Here is an 18292-nt window from a genome sequence, read left to right as displayed (position 1 = left end):
CCGCCGCTCCCACGGGCGGGCCGCGCACCCACGGCGATGGGACCGCGTCCACCTGGGTGCACCCGCCGCTCCCACGGGCGGGCCGCGCACCCACGGCGATGGGACCGCGTCCACCTGGGTGCACCCGCCGCTCCTGAAGACGAACAGGCCGCCGGCGACCGCGGACTGCGTGTGGTTGCCGGTGCTGGCGAACGCGACGTGGCCGCCCCCGCCGGCGAGCACGGCCCCCAGGGTCGTCGGCGTCCGGCCGTCCACCACGTCCTCGGCGCCGCCGACCTCGACCAGGCCCCCGCCGGTCTGCGCCGCGGCTGGAGGGAGACCGGGCACGACGAGCGCGAGGATCACGAGGGCGAGCAGGGCAGGGCGGCGCAGAGGATGTGACATCCGCGGGAGGGTCACACAGGCCCGCGGGCGTGGGATGAGTAGTTCCTACCGCGGGGTCGAACGCGAGCGAGGCCGGCGCCCGCGACGGCATCCGGGCGTGCCATCATGTCGCCGTGAGCCACCACCTCGCCCAGGTCAACGTCGCGCGGATGCGCCACCCGCTGGACGACCCCCGGATGGCGGGGTTCGTCGACAACCTCGACCGGATCAACGGGATCGGCGCCGCGGCGCCCGGCTTCGTCTGGATCATGCAGGAGGGGGATGCGCACGGGGGCAACACCGACGTCGCGTTCTTCGGCGACCCCGGCCTGATCAGCAACATCACCGTCTGGCAGGACCTCGAGTCGCTGCTCGACTTCACCCTCCGGACCGAGCACGTCGACTTCCTGCGCCGCCGCCGCGAGTGGTTCCTCCCGGCCGAGGCGCCGTCGGTCGCGCTGTGGTGGGTGCCGGAGAGCCACCTCCCGGACGTCGCCGAGGCGGAGGACCGACTCCTCCACCTCCGTGCCCACGGGCCGTCGCCCACCGCGTTCACGTTCCGCCGTGCCTTCGAACCGCCCGAGGTCGCCGCGGCCGGCTGACGCCAGCGGCACCGTCACCACGGTCGTCCCGGCGGATGCCTGACCGCCCGCACGCCCGGCCCCCAGGCCGGCTCGGAGGGTGTGTGCTCCTCACCCGCCCGCGACCGGGTCGGGAACGACCAGGGCGGGGCGATCGGTGCCCGGGTCCTCGCCGCGGAGGTGCCAGGCGAAGAAGGCGACGGCGACGCGGTCGATCGCGTCGTGCATCGCCGCGGCGTCCACGTCGCCGGACAGGCCCAGCTGGCCGGCGAGGGGGCTGAGGAAGGGGAGGAGCGTGAAGTCGCGGTGGATCGCGCCGGGGACGACGTCCACCCCGGCGTCGCCCGGCGAGTCCGCGTGTAGGCCGCGCAGCAGCGTGTCGTTGTCGTTGCCCTGCCACGCCTCGCTGCGGATGGACCGCACGGGCACGTCCAGCCCCTGGGCGCGCAGCTCGGCGGGGATCGGCTCCACCCACGGGTCGAACCCCAGGGCTGCCGCGCACCGGTCGTCGACGATGCAGAACCGGTACGCCGCACCCCCACCGGTCGAGTGCCCGACCAGGCCGACGCCGTCCAGCTGGAGGTCGTCACCGAGCACGGCGGGACCCGCCCCCTCCGCCAGCTGGTCGAGCAACGTGGCGACGTCGGCGGAGAACGTCGCCTCGAGCAGGGTGATCCGCTCGCGGTACACGGCCGAGCCGACCTCATCGGGATCGGGGTTCGCGGAGGGGTCGAGGGGGATCGCCGAGCCGTCGGGGAACAGGCTGATCGCCGCCCCCGAGGTGTGGTCCAGTGCGAGCACGACGAACCCGTGGCTGGCGAGGGACTCCGCGAGATCGGACTGGACGGTCCGGAACCCGCTCCACCCGTGGCTGTACACCACCACCGGCCAGGTGCCGCCGGCGATCGGCGCGTCCGCGACGGCGTTCGACTCGACGAGCCCGAGGTGGCCCAGCACGATCCCCGGCACGCCGACCTGGGGGCCGACGGCGGCGCTGAAGGCGTCCGCGTCCGCCACCCACGGGGCGACGGGGCCGTCGCCGGTCGTCGGGTACCACGCCTGGGCCACCAGCCGTCGCTCGCCCTCGCGATACGGGTCGTCGCGGCCGGTCGGTGCCAGCTCCCAGCTCGTCGTCCCGACCGCGTGCGGACCCTCGGGTGCCGGCAGCGACGGGGCGGGCAGGACCGTCCCGGCGGCGGCGCTCAGCACGAGGGCCACCACCCCCGTGACCAGACCGGCCACCCGCCACGCGCGATGACCCGTGCGCGGCGACCGGAGGTGGACGAGGCGCCACACGACGACCGGGACCACGACGCCGTAGGCGGGGAGCAGCTGCCAGCGCGCACCCTCGAGGACGACCTGGAGGAGCGCCGCCGCGGCGGCGGCGAGGGCGACGCCCAGGCCCACCACCCGACTGCGACCGGACGGCCAGCCGACCGCGACGACGGCCACCACGATCAGGACGATCTCGAGGGGCCGCATGGTCGCGGGAGTCTATTGACACGCCTGCCCGGCCGGCGTCCAATGGTGGCCGTGTCGCGTGCCGGCGACGGGTTGGACGTCGGCGGCATGGAGGCGCCGGAGTGAGGAGGTCCACGATGCACCCACGTCGCGGGGACGCCTGAGCGCGTCGTGATCCGCGCACCCCGGACCGGGGTGCGCTCCCACCGGCGACGCGTCGCGCGCCGGTCCACCTCCGAGAGGACCACCTCACCATGCCCCCACACACCGACCACCCCGACCCCTCCGCCCCGATCCCCGGCTACGCGCTCGCACCCGACGAGGGCGTGGACGGCCGCGGACCCGAGGTGAAGTGCTCGGACCGCTCCACCGCCGGCAGCCTGGCGATCTACCGCACCGTCGTCGACGGCCAGGGCCCGCCACCGCACCGCCACACCCGCGAGGACGAGACGATCGTCGTCCTCGACGGCACCGTGCAGGCCGAGTGCGACGACGAGGTCTGGACCGGCGGTCCCGGCACGACGTTCTTCCTCCCACGCGGCCGGACCCACACGTTCCGGTCGATCGACGGGCCCGCGACGATCCTCTTCATCATCACCCCGGGCCACCTCGACGAGTTCTTCCGGCTGCGTGAGGAGGTGACGGACCCTGCGGAGGTCGCCGCGCTCGTGCAGCGCTTCTTCTGACGCACCCGGCAGGACCGGCAAGTGGAGACGTCGAACCACTTCATCGCGGAGACCGACCGATCCACGCCGAGGAGCCACCCGCCGATGACCCGCCGCATCGCAGCCGTCCTGCTCGCCCTGACCCTCACCGCCCTCCCCGTCGTCCCGGCGTCCGCGCAGGAGCCGACGAGCCCCTGCGCCGACCCCACCGACCGCCCGTGGTGCGACCCGTCGCTCGGCCCGGACGAGCGGGCCGACCTGCTGCTCGCCGCGATGACCACCGAGGAGAAGATCTCGCTGCTCGCCGGTGAGGAGCTCGCCGGCGCCGCAGGGCAGGAGGGCACCCACACGGGTACCAGCGAGGGGATCGAGCGGCTCGGCATCCCGACCCTCCACTTCTCCGACGGACCCGTCGGGACGCGCCAGGGCCAGGCCACCCAGATGCCCTCGCCGATGTCGCTCGCCTCCACCTTCTCGCCCGAGGCCGCGGCGCGCCACGCCGCGGTCATCGGCGACGAGGTGCGCAACAAGGGCAACGACGTGGTGTTCGCACCCGCCGTCAACATGCTCCGCACCCCCGTCAACGGCCGGACGTTCGAGTACTTCGGCGAGGACCCCCACCTCGCCGCGCTGATGGCCGAGCACTGGACCCGCGGGGTGCAGTCCGAGGGCGTCATCGGCAACGTCAAGCACTACGCCGTCAACAACCAGGAAGGCATCGGCGTGTCGGTGCCCGGCGCCCCGATCGGCGTCGGGGTGATCGGCAGCCGCATGACGCTCGACGCCCAGGTCGACGAGCGGACCATGCGCGAGATCTACCTGCCGCCGTTCGAGGCCGCCGTCCGCGACGGCGGCGTCGGGACGGTGATGTGCGCCTACAACCGGGTGAACGGCGACTACGCCTGCCAGAACGAGTTCCTGCTGACCGAGGTGCTCCGCGAGGACTGGGGGTTCGAGGGGTTCGTCCTGACCGACTACGGCGCCGCGAAGGACACGGTCGCGTCGCTGCAGGCGGGTCTGGACCTCGACATCTGGCCCGGCCTCGTCTACAACCCCGTCGCCCTCCAGGCGGCCCTGGCGACCGGGGCCGTGACCATCGACGTGATCGACCTCCACGTCCACCGGATCCTCCGCACGATGTTCGCCTTCGGCGTCTTCGACCGCGCCCCGTACGTCGAGGACGAGTCCCGCATCGACACCGCGGCCCACCACGAGGTCGCCGCGGACCTCGCCGCCGAGGGGATGGTCCTTCTCCGCAACGACGGCAACCTGCTGCCGCTCGACGCCGACGCCATCGGGACCCTCGCGGTGATCGGACCGGAGGCCGACGTGATCCGTGACGGCGGCGGGTCGTCGGCGATCGACGCGTACACGACCACGACGCCCCTCGACGCCCTCGTCGAGCGGCTGGGCGGCGACCGTGTCGTGACCCACGACGGCAGCGACCCCGCCGCCGCGGCGGAGGTGGCTGCGGCTGCCGACGTCGCCCTCGTCGTGGTGGGCGACGCGATGACCGAGGGGAGGGACAAGTCCGCGCCGACGCTCGACGCCGACCAGACCGACGGGATCGACCGGGACGCGCTGATCAGCGCCGTCGGGGCCGCCCAGGAGCGGACCGTCGCGGTCCTCCAGGCAGGCGGGCCGGTGCTCACCCCGTGGCGCGACGACGTCGCCGCGATCCTGCAGATGTGGTACCCGGGCCAGAACGGCGGCACGGCCCTCGCCCGCGTGCTGTTCGGCGACGTCGACCCCGGCGGGAGGTTGCCGGCGACGTTCCCCGACTCCGCAGACGACCTGCCCACCGCGGGTGATCCCACGCGGTACCCAGGGGTGGCCGAGACCGCCATCTACTCCGAGGGTGTGCTGATCGGCTACCGCCACTTCGACGCCAACGACATCGAGCCCGCGTTCGCGTTCGGCCACGGGCTCAGCTACACGACGTTCGACCACTCCGAGCTCAGCCTCTCCCGCGCGCCCGGGTCCGCGGCCGGCGCGACGATCACCTTCACGGTGACCAACACCGGCGACCGCCGCGGGTGGGCCGTCCCGCAGGTCTACGTCGCCATGCCCCAGCCGAGCGACGACGTCGTCCAGCCGCCCCAGCAGCTGAAGGGCACCGCCCGGCTCGACCTGGCGCCGGGCGAGACGGCGACGGTGACCCTCGCCCTGGACGAGCGGGACCTCTCCTACTACGACGTCGGGTCCGGTGACTGGCGCGTCGCGCCGGGCTGCTACGGCATCCGACTGGGCCGGTCGTCCCGCGACATCGTCGACGAGGCCGTCCTCGCCATCGACGCCGAGTGCCCCGAGGCGGCCCCGATCGGCACGTCGATCACCCGCCACGGCGGTCCGGACCGCGTCGCCACCGCCGCCGCGATCGCCGGGGCGTCGGACCGAGACGCGGACGTCGCCGTCCTCGCGACCGCTGCGGGCTACGCCGACGCACTGGCCGGCGTGCCGCTCGCCGCCCACCTCGACGCACCGCTGCTGCTGACCGCCCCGGACGGCCTGTCCGCAGCGGCCGCGAGCGCGCTGCGCGACCGCGGGACCCGGGAGGTCGTGGTGCTCGGCGGCGAGGCGGCCGTCTCGTCACAGGTCACCGACGACCTCGAGGCGGAGGGCATCACCTGGCGGCGCGTCGGGGGCGAGGACCGGTTCGCCACGGCGGGCCTGGTCGTCGACGAGCTGCCCCCGACCGGCAGGGTCACCCTCGTGGAGGGGGCGCACGCCGACCCCGGTCGCGGGTGGCCGGACGCGCTGAGCGCTGGCGCCCTCGCCGACCCCATCCTCCTGGCCACGCGGGACGCGCTGCCGGCTGCCACGGCGGCCAGGCTCGACGACGACGTCGACGTCCGGATCGTCGGCGGCACGGACGCGGTGTCCGACGACGTGGCCGCGGAGGTCGACGAGCGGGCCGGCGACGTCAGCCGCATCGCCGGCGGGGACCGCTACGCCACCTCCGCCGCCGCGGCCGATGCGGCGATCGCCGACGGGGCGGCGTCGGACGTCGGGTGGCTGGCGACGGGGCGCGACTGGCCAGACGGCCTGTCCGCGGGTGCCGCCGCCGGGCTGGTCCTGCTGGTCGACGGCCAGGACCCCGACGGGGGCGCGGCGAGCCGCGACTGGCTGGCCGCGCACGCCGACGGCCTCGCCGCCGTCCGCATCGCCGGTGGGCCGGCGGCGATCAGCTCGGGTGTGGAGGCTGTCATCGCGGACCAGCTGCGCCGACCTGCATGAGGTGGGTCGCGCCATCGCTACCCTGCGAGCATGCGATCCCGCACGCCTGCGCTGACGGTCCTCGCCCTGGCCCTGGTGGTCCTCGCGGGCTGTGGAGGGGGAGGGGCGGAGCCGGCCGCCGATGCGCCGAACCCGGTCCTCGCCGGGACCGGCGACGTCGCCGCCGGTGAGGACCAGTACGCCCGGAGCTGCGCGGTCTGCCACGGCGAGGACGCCAGCGGCACGGCGCGGGGCCCCTCGTTCCTGTCCGACATCTACGTCCCCTCCCACCACGCGGACGCGGCGTTCCTCTCCGCGGTGCGCAACGGCGTGCCCGCCCACCACTGGGACTTCGGGCCCATGCCGCCCGTACCGAGCCTGAGCGACGCCGACGTCGCCGACATCGTCGCCTGGGTCCGCGCGCAGCAGCGCGAGGCCGGCCTGATCGAGTAGGCCCCTCGCCGCCCGTGGAACAGGTCGTCGACACCCACACCCACCTGCTGCCCGCCCGACTGGCCGCGGCCATCCGGGGGTTCTTCGACGCGCACCTGCCGGCGACGCTGGCGTACCCCCTCGACCACCGGACCGTGCTCGACCGCCTGGCCGCCGTCGGCATCGCGTCCGCGTGGACGCTGCCGTACGCGCACCGACCCGGTGTGGCCGCCGACCTGAACGCCGTTGTCGTCGCCCTGGCCCGCGACCTCGCGGATCACCCCGTCGAGGTCGTGCCAGGCTGCACCGCCCACCCCGGGGACCCCGACCCGGCCGGTGACGTCGCCCGCGCGGCGGACGCGGGTGCACGTGTCGTGAAGCTGCACTGCTCGGTGGGTCGCTACGACGCCGACGACGCGGCGCTGACGGGCGCGCTCGACGTGGCCGGCGCCCGCGGCCTGCCCGTCGTGGTGCACGCCGGCCACGCCATCGACGGGACCACCGGCGCCGGCGAGATGGCGCCACTGGCGCGTGCGGCCGCCCGCCACCCCGCCACGACCTTCGTGATCGCCCACCTCGGCGCCCCGGCGGAGGCGGCAGCCACCGCCGTCATGGATGCCCACCAGAACGTGTGGGCGGACCTGACCCCGGTGATCGACCGGCTGCCCGCCCTGGATGCCGCCACGGCCGTGCGCCTCGGCGACCGGCTGCTGTTCGGGTCCGACGCGCCCAACGTGGCCGTGGACGCGGGTGCGGCGCTCGACCGGCTCGCCGGGCTGGGGGTGCCCGACGCGGTGCTGGATGCCATCACCGGTGGCAACGCGCGGCGGCTCCTCGGCGGATCCTCGGCGCCGCCGGCCCGCGACTGACCCTCGCACGCCGGGCGGCTACGGTCACCGCGGTGCCCGGACCGGGCGCCAGGCGATCCCGGGAGGCGCATCGATGGACCTGGCCGACGTCGGACTCGCCGACCCCGCCGTCGGGCTGCTCGTCCTGCGCGTGCTGGTCGGCGTGCCGTTCAGCCTGCACGGCTTCCAGAAGCTCTTCGGCTGGTTCGGCGGGGGAGGGATCGACGGCACCGCCGGCTGGTTCCGCTCCCTCGGCTTCGGCGACGGCCGGACCGCCGCGGTCATGGCCGGCGGCGGCGAGGTCGTCGGGGGCCTCGGCCTGGCCCTCGGGCTGCTCACCCCGTTCGCGGCGGCGGCGATGATCGGCACGATGACCACGGCGGCGTTCGTCAACAACGCCGACGGCGGGTTCTGGTCGGTCTCGAAGGGCTGGGAGCTCAACGGGTACCTGATCGTCGTCGCCACCGCCGTGGCCATCACCGGACCGGGTGCCGCCTCGCTCGACCACGTCCTCGGCCTGGACGCGCTGTGGGGCGTCCTGCCCGGCCTCGCCGCGCTCGTGCTCGGCGTGGCCGGCGGGTGGGCCCGTTGGGCCTCGCGCGGCGACCCGCCGGCGGACGGCGGATGATCAGCGGCCGGCGTCCGTGCCAGCCGCGGGCGACCGTCGGGCGACCAGCACCACCAGCGCGGTGAGGGCCACCGCCGCCCAGGTGATCGGCGACGTCACGATCCACGCGGGCAGCTCGCGGCCGAGCACGACGACGGCCATCACCACCACGAACCAGCCGAAGGCGACTCGAAGCTGCTCCTGGCTGACGCGGCGGACGACCCGCTCGCCGATGACGCTGCCGACGATCGCGGCGGCGATGACGCCGGCGGCGAGCGGCCAGTCGATGCTCACGCTGTGGAGGTAGCCGGCCAGGCCGGCCAGTGACTTCATCGAGATGACGACGAGGGAGGTGCCGACCGCCGCGGACATCGGCAACCCGCCCAGGAGCGCCAGGGCGGGGACGACCAGGAACCCGCCGCCGGCCCCGACGAGACCGGTCACGAGGCCGACCACGACGCCCTCGACGACCACCTTGCCGACCGGCAGCTCACGAGGCGCCCCTGCGGCATCGACCTCCGTCCGACCACGGAGCATCGCGACCGCGGTGACGGCCATCATCACGCCGAAGGCGATCAGCAGCCAGGTGCCCGGGATGTACTCCGCGAGACGTCCGCCGCCGTCCCGCTCCCAGGACGTGATGCCGCCCTCGGCCAGCTGCGCGACCGGGATGTGCAGGGACCCGAACTCCGCGGGGGTGCGGACGTCGAGGATGCGGGAGCTGTCGCGGCTGCGGAGCTGGGCAGGTGCGATGCGCATGGGGTCTCCTCCGGTGTCGGTCGGGAGCGGTGGTCAGGCGGCGGCGACGGTGGTCGTCAACCCGAGCGCCACCGCGCGGTCGAACTCGTCGTCGACCAGGACGGTCCGCCGGCCGGCGCGGCGCAGCAGCGAGGCGGCGAGCGACGCGCGGTACCCCGCGGCGCAGTGCACCCAGACCTCGACGTCCTCGGGGACCTCGTCGAGGCGCGCGAGGAGGTCCTGCAGGGGGATGTGCAGGGACCCGGGGAGGTGGGACCCCTGCCGCTCGAGGTCGCGGCGGACGTCGAGGACGACCGGCCGCACCGCGGCCGCAGCGAGGTCGGCGAACGTCGCGGTGGACTGCTGGTCGAGGACCGCGCCGCCGGTCCAGTCCGCCGGACCTCCGGTCGCGGCTGCCGCCGGTCGGTCGATGCCGATCCGGGCCATGTCGCGCTGGACCTGCGCGACGTCCTCGGCGGTCTCCGCCAGCAGCGTCACGGGGGTGCCCCAGGGGATCAGCCACCCGAGGTAGGTGATGAAGCTGCCGTCGAGCCCGAGGTTGATCGTGCCCCGCACGTGCCCGGTCGAGAAGGCCGTCCGGGTGCGGAGGTCGACCACCCACTCGCCGGCGTCGAGCCGCCGTCGGATCTCGGCGGGTTCGGCCGGCGTCGGCGGTGACAGGTCGGGGGCGGCCGGCCCGGCGGCGTTGGCCGGCGCCATGTGGGCGTAGTAGGCCGGGTAGGCGTCCAGACCGGCCAGGATCTCGGCGACGAAGGCGTCCTCGTCGGTGGTCAGCGCCGGGTTGGTGGCGGCTTCGCGCTCGAGGGTGGAGGAGTCCTCCTCGGACTGGGTGGCCGAGTAGAAGCTGCCGAAGCCGTGGGTGGGGAACAGCGCGGCGGCGCGGGGGAGCTCGTCGAGCAGGCGGTGGGCCGAGCGGTGCTGCGCGCGGGCGAGCGCCTGGGCGTGCTCGGTCCCGAGGAGGTCCGGCCGTCCGGTGGAGCCGTACAGCAGCGACCCGCCCGAGAAGACCGCGGGCGCCTCGTCGCCGACGGCGATGGCGTAGGAGAGGTGCGTGAACGTGTGGCCGGGGGTGGACAGCACGCGGATCTGCATGCGCCCGGCCTGGAGCACGTCACCGTCCTCCGCCGGTACGCGGTCGTACGCGACCTCGTCCCCAGCGGACACCACGTAGGTGGCGCCGACCTCCCGGGCCAGCGCGTACCCGCCCGTCACGTAGTCGTTGTGGATGTGGGTCTCGAGGACGTGGGTGATCCGCAGGCCGCGGGCCCCGGTGATCGCCAGCACGCGGTCGTGGTCCCGCTGGGGATCGATCACGACCGCCACCTCGCCGTCGGTGGCGAGACGCATTGTACGGACATTTTGTCCGGACGCCATCACGTCCGCGTCGGAGCCGCTAGCGTCCACCCCATGCGTGCACCCCCACCGATCGTGCTGGATGACGACGGCATCGCCGCCGTGGACGTCGTGGCCGTCGCGCGCGAGGGCCGTGACGTCGTGCTCGGCGACCGCGCGGTCGCCGCGATCCGGCGGGGGGCGGCCGTCCTGGCCGCGCTGGCGGCCGGGGAGGCGCCGGTGTACGGCGTGACGACCGGGTTCGGGGCGCTCGCGAACACCGTGATCCCGGGTGACCGGCTGGCGGAGCTGCAGCTGGCGCTGGTCCGGTCCCACGCGGCGGGGATGGGCACGCCGGTGGAGGCCGAGGTCGTCCGCGCCATGGTGCTCCTGCGAGCGCGCAGCCTGGCGATGGGGTACGCCGGCGTCCGCCTCGAGGTCGTCGAGGCGATGTGCGGCCTGCTCAACGCGGGCCTCACGCCCGTGGTGGACGAGCACGGCTCGCTCGGCGCCAGCGGCGACCTGGCCCCGCTCGCAGCCGTCGCCCTGGCCCTGCTGGGTGAGGGGGAGGTCGACACGCCGGACGGGCGCGTCCCAGCCGGGCGGGCACTGGCCGATGCGGGACTCGCACCGCTGGCCCTCGGCCCGAAGGAGGGGCTGGCGCTGATCAACGGCACCGACGGGATGCTCGGCATGCTCGTCCTCGCGCTCGCGGACCTCCGGGACCTCTACGCCGTCGCCGACGTCGTCGCGGCCATGAGCGCCGAGGCGCTGCTCGGCACCGACCGGGCCTTCGCCGCCGACCTCGTCGCCATGCGCCCCCACCCCGGCCAGCAGGTCAGCGCCGCGAACCTGCGGGCCCTCCTCGACGGATCCCCGTTGGTGGCGTCCCACCGCGCCCACCCCGGCCGGGTCCAGGACGCCTACTCGATCCGCTGCACCCCACAGGTCCACGGCGCCGGGCGGGACCTGCTCGACGTCGCGGCCGGCATCGCCGACCGCGAGCTCGTGAGCTTCGTCGACAACCCCGTCGTGCTCCCCGACGCGCGCGTGGCCTCCTGCGGCAACTTCCACGGCGCACCGGTGGCCTACGCCGCCGACCTGCTGGCCATCCCCGCCGCCGACCTGGCCGCCCTGAGCGAGCGGCGCACCGACCGGCTGCTCGATCCCGCGCGGTCGAGCGGGCTGCCACCGTTCCTCAGCCCGGACGCCGGCGTGAACTCCGGCCTGATGATCGCCCAGTACACCCAGGCGGCGATGGTGGCCGAGACCCGTCGGCTGGCCAGCCCCGCCAGCGTCGACACGCTCTCCACGAGCGCCGGGCAGGAGGATCACGTGTCCATGGGGTGGAGCGCCTGCCGGAAGCTGCGGACCGCCGTCGCCGACGTCCGCCGCGTCCTCGCCGTCGAGCTGCTGGCGGCCGCCCACGCCATCGCGCTGCGCGCACCCCTGCGCGCCGCGGCGGCCACGGGCGCGGTCGCCGAGCGGGTGGTCGACGTCGCCGGCGGTCCGGGTCCGGACCGCCACCTGGCCCCCCGCCTCGCCGCCGTCGAGGCGCTGGTGGCCGACGGCACCGCCCTCGCCACCGCCCGCCGGCACGTCGAGGGTCGCTAGAGGCCCAGGAGGGAGCTGCCATGTCCACCGCCCGCACGGTCACCGCCCCCCGCGGCACCGCGCTCACCGCCCGCTCGTGGCAGACCGAGGCGCCGCTGCGGATGCTCATGAACAACCTCGACCCCGAGGTGGCCGAACGGCCCGACGACCTCGTCGTGTACGGCGGCACCGGTCGCGCCGCCCGGTCGTGGGCCGCCTTCGACGGCATCGTCGCCGCCCTGACCGACCTGGCCGACGACGAGACCCTCCTGGTCCAGTCCGGCAAGCCGGTCGGCGTCATCCGCACCCACGAGTGGGCGCCACGGGTCCTGATCGCCAACTCGAACCTGGTGCCGGACTGGGCGGACTGGGAGACGTTCCGCGAGCTCGAGCGCCAGGGCCTGACCATGTACGGCCAGATGACCGCCGGGTCGTGGATCTACATCGGCACCCAGGGGATCCTGCAGGGCACCTACGAGTGCTTCGCCGAGATCGCCCGCCGGCGCTTCGGCGGCACCCTCGCCGGCACGATCACCCTGACCGCCGGGCTGGGGGGCATGGGCGGTGCCCAACCGCTCGCGGTCACCATGAACGACGGGGTCGCGCTGGTCGTCGAGGTCGATCCCGAGCGAGCCCGCCGCCGCGTCGCCACCCGCTACCTCGACGAGGTCACCGAGGACCTCGACGACGCGGTCGCCCGCTGCGAGCGGGCCCGCGACGACCGCCGGCCGCTGTCCGTCGGGCTGGTCGGCAACGCCGCGTCGGTCCTGCCGGCGCTGCTCGAGCGGGGGTTCGCCGCGGACGTCGTCACCGACCAGACGTCCGCCCACGACCCCCTCAGCTACGTCCCGGTCGACCTGACCCCGGAGGCGACCGCCCGCATGGCCGCCGAGGACCCCGCCGAGCTGACCCGTCGGGCACGCGCGTCGATGGCCCGGCACTGCGCGGCGATGGTCGGCTACCTCGACGCCGGCGCGGAGGTGTTCGACTACGGCAACTCCCTGCGGGCCGAGGCGCGGCTCGGCGGGTTCGACCGGGCCTTCGACTACCCCGGGTTCGTCCCCGCCTACATCCGGCCGCTGTTCTGCGAGGGGAAGGGGCCGTTCCGCTGGGTGGCGCTGTCCGGCGACCCGGCGGACATCGCCGTGACGGACCGCGCGGTCCTCGAGACCTTCCCCACCGACGAGGCGCTCGCCCGCTGGATCCGACGGGCCTCCGAACAGGTCGCCTTCCAGGGGCTGCCCGCCAGGATCTGCTGGCTCGGCTACGGCGAGCGCGCCCGGCTGGGGCAGGTGTTCAACGACCTGGTCCGCAGCGGGGCCGTGTCCGCCCCGATCGTGATCGGCCGCGACCACCTCGACTCGGGGTCGGTCGCCTCCCCCTACCGCGAGACCGAGGGCATGGTCGACGGATCCGACGCGATCGCGGACTGGCCCCTCCTCAACGCGCTCGCCACCACCGCGTCGGGTGCCACCTGGGTCAGCATCCACCACGGCGGCGGCGTCGGGATCGGCCGCTCGATCCACGCCGGTGTGGTCTGCGTCGCCGACGGCACGGACCTCGCCGCCGAGAAGCTCGAGCGGGTCCTGACCACCGACCCGGCCACGGGGGTGATGCGGCATGCCGACGCCGGGTACGGCCGCGCGGTCGAGGTCGCCCGGGAGCGCGGCGTGCGGATCCCGCTCGATCCCGCCGTGCGGGACGGCGGGACGACGTGATCCGCCCGCTCGTCCACGTCGGCGACCCGGTGCTGCGCCGGCCCACCACGCCGGTCACGGCCGCCGAGCTGGGCACGGCCGAGGTCCAGCAGCTCGTCGACGACCTGATCGACACGATGCGCGACGCCGACGGGGCGGGGATCGCCGCGCCGCAGATCGGGTCGTCCCTCCGGATCGCGGTGGTCGAGGTCACCGCGGAGCGGACCCACCGGCGGTACCCCTACAAGCCCCTCATCCCCCTGACCGTGCTGGTCAACCCCTCCCTCACCCCCGTCGGGGACGAGCAGGTCGTGCTCAACGAGGGCTGCCTGTCGGTGCCCGGGCTGCGCGGTGAGCTGCGCCGGCACGTGGCGGTGGAGGCGCGCTGGACCGACCGCGACGGCACCGCCCGCGCTGCCGTCCAGCGGGGCCTCACCGCCGGGACGTTCCAGCACGAGGTCGACCACCTCGACGGGCACGTCTTCCTCGACCGCGTCACGGACCCCGCGACGTTCACGACGTGGGACAACTACCAGCGGTTCCACTCCGAGGCGTTCGAGGCCCGCGCCGCAGCGCTCAACGCCAGGACGGGCACGTGACGTCGACCGGGCAGCGGTTCCGCTGCGACCATGCGCTGGTCGACGGCACGATCCACGACCACGTGGCGCTCACGATCCACGGGGACCGGATCGCCGAGGTGGTCGTCGGCGCCGCCGACCTGCCGGCGTCCGGCACCCGCCTGGCGGGGTTGGTCCTCCCGGGCCTGGTGAACGCCCACAGCCACGCGTTCCACCGCGCCCTGCGCGGCCGCACCCAGCGGACCCGCGGGTCGTTCTGGACGTGGCGGGACCAGATGTACGCGGTCGCCGAGGTGCTCGACCCCGACACCTGCCACGCGCTGGCCCGCGCCGCCTTCGGCGAGATGGCGCTGGCCGGCATCACCTGCGTCGGGGAGTTCCACTACCTCCACCACGCCGCGGGCGGGGTCCGGTACACCGACGCCAACGCGATGGGGCGCGCGATCGTGGCCGCCGCCGGGGAGGCGGGTGTGCGCCTGACCCTGCTCGACACCCTGTACCTGACGGGCGCGGTGGGTGCGACGCCGGACGCACCGGGCCTGACGCCGATCCAGGGGCGGTTCAGCGACGGGTCGGCCGACGAGTGGGCGGCACGGGTCGCCGATCTCGCGGGGCACCCGGGCGGGGGTGAGGGACGGTCGTGGCGCGTCGGCGCGGCGGTGCACTCGGTGCGGGCGGTGCCGCCCGATGCCCTGTCCCGCGTCGCCGCGCTGGTCCACGCCGGTGGGGTGGTCGACGCCCCGGCCGTGGTCCACGCCCACGTCGCCGAGCAGCCCGACGAGGTCGAGGCCGCGCGCGCCGTCCACGGCCGCACCCCGGTCCAGCTGCTGGCCGACGCCGGTCTGGTGTCCTCGACGTTCACCGCCGTGCACGGGGTCTGGCTCGACGACCACGACGTGCGGGCGCTCGGTGCGGTGGGCGCCACGGTGTGCGCCTGCCCGACGACCGAGCGGGACCTGGCCGATGGCGTCGTCGCAGGGGATCGCCTCGACCGCGTCGGGGCGCGCCTCGCGCTCGGCAGCGACTCCCACGCCGTCGTCGACCTGCTCGAGGAGGCACGGGCCCTCGAGCTCGACCGGCGTCTCGTCAGCCGGGATCGCGGCGCACTGACGGCGTCGGTGCTGATGGCGGCTGCCACGGAGGGCGGCGCCCACAGCCTCGGCTGGTCCGATGCCGGCCGGATCGCGCCCGGCATGCTCGCGGACCTGTGCGTCGTCGGGCTCGGGTCGGTGCGCCTCGCGGGCCTGCCCCGCACCGACCTGCTCGACGGCGTGGTCTTCGCCGGCACGGCGGCCGACGTCACCGACGTGATGGTCGGCGGGCGGTGGACCGTCCGAGACGGCCGGCACGTCGACCTCGACGTGCCCGCGGAGCTGACCGGCGCGATCGCCGCGGTCAGCGGACAGCCCCGGCCATGAGCACCGTCGCGCTGACCGGGATCGCCCGGCTCGTGACCCACGACCCGCTGCACGGCGAGGCGCACCCGGCGATGCCCGGCGCCGGCTGCGGGTTGGACGATGCCTGGCTGGTCATCGAGTCCCACCGACCGGGGGAGGGGCGGGTCCTCGCGGTCGGCACCGGCTCCGCCCCGCCGGCGGACCGCCGCGTCGACGTGGGCGGCCGCGCGGTGATCCCCGGCTTCGTCGACAGCCACACCCACCTCGTCTTCGCGGGCGACCGGGGCGAGGAGTTCACCGCCCGCATGGCCGGCGCGCCCTACGAGGCCGGCGGCATCGCGCGGACCATCGCCGCCACGACGGCGGCGTCCGACGACGAGCTGCGTGCCGGCCTGGCCCGCCGGATCGCCGAGGCGCGCGCGGGCGGGACCACCACCGTCGAGGTGAAGTCCGGCTACGGCGCGACGCCGTCCCAGGAGGCGCGGCTGCTGTCCCTGGCCCGCGAGGTCACGCCGCACACCACGTTGCTCGGCGCCCACGTCACCCCGCCGGGGTTCCCCGGCGGCGCCGACGCCTTCGTCGAGCTGGTCGTCGGCGACGTGCTGGACGCCTGCGCGATGCTGGCCGGCAGCGTGGACGTGTTCTGCGAGGTCGGCGCGTTCGACGCCGACCAGTCGCGGACGGTGCTGGAGGCGGGCATCGCGGCGGGGCTGGTGCCGCGGATCCACGCCAACCAGCTCAGCGCCGGGCCCGGCGTGCAGCTCGGCGTCGAGCTGGGCTGCGCCTCGGCCGACCACTGCACCCACCTGTCCGACGCCGACGTGGAGGCCCTCGCCGGCTCGGCGACGGTCGCCACGCTGCTGCCCGCGACGGACTTCTCGACCCGCCAGCCCTACCCCGACGGGCGTCGGCTCGTGGATGCGGGCGCCACGGTCGCGCTGGCCAGCAACTGCAACCCGGGATCGAGCTACACCTCGTCGATGCCGCTGGTGATCGCGCTGGCCGTGCGCGATTGCCACCTCACCCTCGACGAGGCCCTCTGGGCGGCGACCGCGGGCGGCGCGCGATCGCTCGGGATCGCCGGTGCCGGCACCCTGTCGGTGGGTGCCGCGGCCGACCTCGTGGTCCTCGACGCCCCCCACCCCTCCCACCTGGCGTACCGGCCCGGCATGCCGCTCGTCGCCGCGACGTTCGTCGGCGGCCACCAGGTCTCGGGGGACCTGTGACGGGTGCGACTCGACCGGGTGGCGACTACCAGCCGCTGGTGCCGGGATCCCCCTTGAACGGACCGACCACCTCGTCGGTGACCCAGCCGCCGTAGAACCCCCCCGGCTGGGGGCGCACCCGCTCGCCGTCGAGGGTGCACGCGACCCGGCCCGGGTAGAAGGCGACCCACCCGGCCAGCTCGACGTAGCCGTCGAAGGGCGTCGGGTAGCACCAGGCGACCGGGTGGTCGGTGCCGCTGAGGGCCAGGTAGGACGCCTGCCCCTTCCACTCGCACAGGCTCGATCCGTCCACCGGCTCGAGCGCACCGTCGACGACGTCGTCCGGCGGCACGTAGACCGTCGGTGGGCTGGCCGTCTCGAGGACCCGGACCGCGCGGGTGGACCGGGCCACCAGGCCATCGGCGCCGTCGACGACCTCGACGAGGCGGGGTTCGGGCACCACGATCGGCGGGCGCGGGTAGTCCCACACCGACTCCTGCCCGGGTCCCGGCTCGTCGGCGAACGTCGGGCGCGCCTGCCCGCGGTTCGTCCACCTGTCGCGCGTCGCGCGCAGCCACTCCGGAGCGTCCACGCGGTGCACCCTAGCCCCCGGGGGCCCGGGTCGTGTGGTCCGTGCCGGGTGGGGTCGAGGGTCCCGCGGGGAGGGGGCTGTGCGGCCTGTCGACATTCCGGCCGGGTGTCGATGCTGATGGTGTCTCCACCACACCCCACCAACCACACCAGACCGGAGACCTGGGACCTTACGAGGAGGTCCACCGTCATGATCGCGTCCCGCATCCGCATCCTCGGCGTCGTCCTCGCCGCCATCGGCATCGCCTTCATCGGCGGCGGCATCTACGCCTACACCCAGGTGTCCGCCGGCTATGACAGCCTGCAGAGCTTCTCAGAAGCCCAGAACGTCACCCTCACCTACAACGAGGACGGCCAACTCGTCGACCGCGGCGAGACCGCCGGCGCCGAGGCGATCCTGGACCTGTTGACCGAGGAGTGGGGCTACCCCGTCGTCGAATCCGACCTCGACCCCAACGACCCGCTGGTCAACACCGCCACGGAGTACATGTACCAGATGGCCACCGTCGGCTACCACGTGCTCCACGGCACCCAGACCGTCGTGCTCGAAGAGGACGTGGAGTACAACGGCGAGGTCTTCGAAGCCGGCAGCTACGACTTCGCCGTCGACGGCCGCTACTGGACCGACTTCGACCGCTCCCACCCCATCGAAGGGCCCGCCCGTGAGATGGCCTGGACCGGCACCGCACACGGCCTCTTCGGTGAGCTCGGCGTCGGCACCGTGACCGCCTCCACCCTCCAGCTCGGCCTCGGCGTCGCCGGCCTCCTCGCCGGACTGGGCCTCACCTTCATCGCCACCGGCGCCGGCCTCATCTGGGCCGCCGCGAAGAAGGACGACAGCGTGTCCCGGGAGTCGGAGTCCTCGCCGCAGGAGCTGGCGACCGTCTAGCAACAGACCCCCCGCCGGACCCCGCGTCCGGCCCCCAGGACCGACACGGCCCTCCCACACGGGAGGGCCGTTCGCCGT

17 protein-coding genes are annotated in these 18292 nt (G+C 74.9%); 13 read left to right on the top strand and 4 right to left on the bottom strand.

Annotated features, from left to right (window positions below; translation table 11 throughout):
• Positions 1–198 precede the first annotated feature (198 nt).
• Together ACEQ2X_RS08710 and ACEQ2X_RS08705 are read left to right on the top strand one after the other, a co-directional pair.
• A complete protein-coding gene (locus ACEQ2X_RS08710) occupies positions 199–381 on the top strand; it encodes a hypothetical protein (RefSeq protein WP_370325413.1) in 183 nt (60 codons plus the stop codon).
• A gap of 116 nt (positions 382–497) precedes the next feature.
• Positions 498–965 (top strand): DUF3291 domain-containing protein, encoded by a 468-nt coding sequence (locus ACEQ2X_RS08705; protein ID WP_370325412.1) that lies wholly within the window; start codon positions 498–500, stop codon positions 963–965.
• Between the two features lie 90 nt (positions 966–1055).
• On the opposite strand, the gene ACEQ2X_RS08700 is transcribed toward ACEQ2X_RS08705, so the two are convergent.
• Positions 1056–2426, bottom strand: a complete 1371-nt coding sequence (locus ACEQ2X_RS08700; protein WP_370325411.1) for a dienelactone hydrolase family protein — start codon at positions 2424–2426, stop codon at positions 1056–1058.
• Between the two features lie 233 nt (positions 2427–2659).
• On the opposite strand from ACEQ2X_RS08700, the gene ACEQ2X_RS08695 reads away from it, so the two are divergent.
• The 5 genes from ACEQ2X_RS08695 to ACEQ2X_RS08675 all read left to right on the top strand — a co-directional run bounded on the left by ACEQ2X_RS08695 (position 2660) and on the right by ACEQ2X_RS08675 (position 8194).
• Positions 2660–3091, top strand: a complete 432-nt coding sequence (locus ACEQ2X_RS08695; protein ID WP_370325410.1) for a cupin domain-containing protein — start codon at positions 2660–2662, stop codon at positions 3089–3091.
• A gap of 84 nt (positions 3092–3175) precedes the next feature.
• A complete protein-coding gene (locus tag ACEQ2X_RS08690) occupies positions 3176–6307 on the top strand; it encodes a glycoside hydrolase family 3 C-terminal domain-containing protein (protein ID WP_370325409.1) in 3132 nt (1043 codons plus the stop codon).
• A gap of 30 nt (positions 6308–6337) precedes the next feature.
• Positions 6338–6739, top strand: a complete 402-nt coding sequence (locus ACEQ2X_RS08685) for a cytochrome c (protein ID WP_370325408.1) — start codon at positions 6338–6340, stop codon at positions 6737–6739.
• 14 nt (positions 6740–6753) lie between these two features.
• On the top strand, positions 6754–7587 hold the full coding sequence (locus ACEQ2X_RS08680; RefSeq protein WP_370325407.1) for an amidohydrolase family protein: 834 nt from the start codon (positions 6754–6756) through the stop codon (positions 7585–7587).
• 73 nt (positions 7588–7660) lie between these two features.
• A complete protein-coding gene (locus ACEQ2X_RS08675; protein WP_370325406.1) occupies positions 7661–8194 on the top strand; it encodes a DoxX family protein in 534 nt (177 codons plus the stop codon).
• Here the strand turns inward: ACEQ2X_RS08675 and ACEQ2X_RS08670 are convergent, their stop codons facing one another.
• Together ACEQ2X_RS08670 and ACEQ2X_RS08665 are read right to left on the bottom strand one after the other, a co-directional pair.
• Positions 8195–8932 (bottom strand): TSUP family transporter, encoded by a 738-nt coding sequence (locus ACEQ2X_RS08670; RefSeq protein ID WP_370325405.1) that lies wholly within the window; start codon positions 8930–8932, stop codon positions 8195–8197.
• Positions 8933–8965: 33 nt separating this feature from the next.
• The gene (locus ACEQ2X_RS08665; RefSeq protein ID WP_370325404.1) at positions 8966–10279 is read right to left on the bottom strand and encodes a rhodanese-like domain-containing protein; all 1314 of its coding nucleotides are present in this window, start codon (positions 10277–10279) and stop codon (positions 8966–8968) included.
• Positions 10280–10339: 60 nt separating this feature from the next.
• Between ACEQ2X_RS08665 and hutH the strand changes: the two genes are divergently transcribed.
• Genes hutH through hutI form a run of 5 tightly spaced genes read left to right on the top strand, consistent with a single transcriptional unit; the run spans position 10340 to position 16755 of the window.
• Entirely contained in the window at positions 10340–11878 is a 1539-nt protein-coding gene (gene hutH, locus ACEQ2X_RS08660) for a histidine ammonia-lyase (RefSeq protein WP_370325403.1), read from the top strand.
• 20 nt (positions 11879–11898) lie between these two features.
• Positions 11899–13575, top strand: coding sequence for a urocanate hydratase (hutU, locus tag ACEQ2X_RS08655; RefSeq protein WP_370325402.1), 1677 nt, complete (start codon positions 11899–11901; stop codon positions 13573–13575).
• The gene (gene def / locus ACEQ2X_RS08650) at positions 13572–14153 is read left to right on the top strand and encodes a peptide deformylase (RefSeq protein ID WP_370325401.1); all 582 of its coding nucleotides are present in this window, start codon (positions 13572–13574) and stop codon (positions 14151–14153) included. The genes hutU and def overlap by 4 nt, the downstream gene beginning before the upstream one ends.
• The gene (locus tag ACEQ2X_RS08645; protein WP_370325400.1) at positions 14150–15550 is read left to right on the top strand and encodes a formimidoylglutamate deiminase; all 1401 of its coding nucleotides are present in this window, start codon (positions 14150–14152) and stop codon (positions 15548–15550) included. Before def ends, ACEQ2X_RS08645 begins: the two co-directional genes overlap by 4 nt.
• The gene (gene hutI / locus ACEQ2X_RS08640; RefSeq protein ID WP_370325399.1) at positions 15547–16755 is read left to right on the top strand and encodes an imidazolonepropionase; all 1209 of its coding nucleotides are present in this window, start codon (positions 15547–15549) and stop codon (positions 16753–16755) included. The genes ACEQ2X_RS08645 and hutI overlap by 4 nt, the downstream gene beginning before the upstream one ends.
• A gap of 25 nt (positions 16756–16780) precedes the next feature.
• Here hutI and ACEQ2X_RS08635 read toward each other — a convergent pair whose 3' ends face one another.
• On the bottom strand, positions 16781–17326 hold the full coding sequence (locus tag ACEQ2X_RS08635; RefSeq protein WP_370325398.1) for a DUF427 domain-containing protein: 546 nt from the start codon (positions 17324–17326) through the stop codon (positions 16781–16783).
• A 189-nt stretch (positions 17327–17515) separates the two neighbouring features.
• On the opposite strand from ACEQ2X_RS08635, the gene ACEQ2X_RS08630 reads away from it, so the two are divergent.
• Positions 17516–18214, top strand: coding sequence for a hypothetical protein (locus ACEQ2X_RS08630; protein ID WP_370325397.1), 699 nt, complete (start codon positions 17516–17518; stop codon positions 18212–18214).
• Positions 18215–18292: the final 78 nt, after the last annotated feature.

Origin of the sequence: Euzebya sp. (assembly GCF_964222135.1) — a bacterium.
GTDB lineage: Bacteria > Actinomycetota > Nitriliruptoria > Euzebyales > Euzebyaceae > Euzebya.
This window is presented reverse-complemented; position numbering and strand designations above follow the sequence as displayed.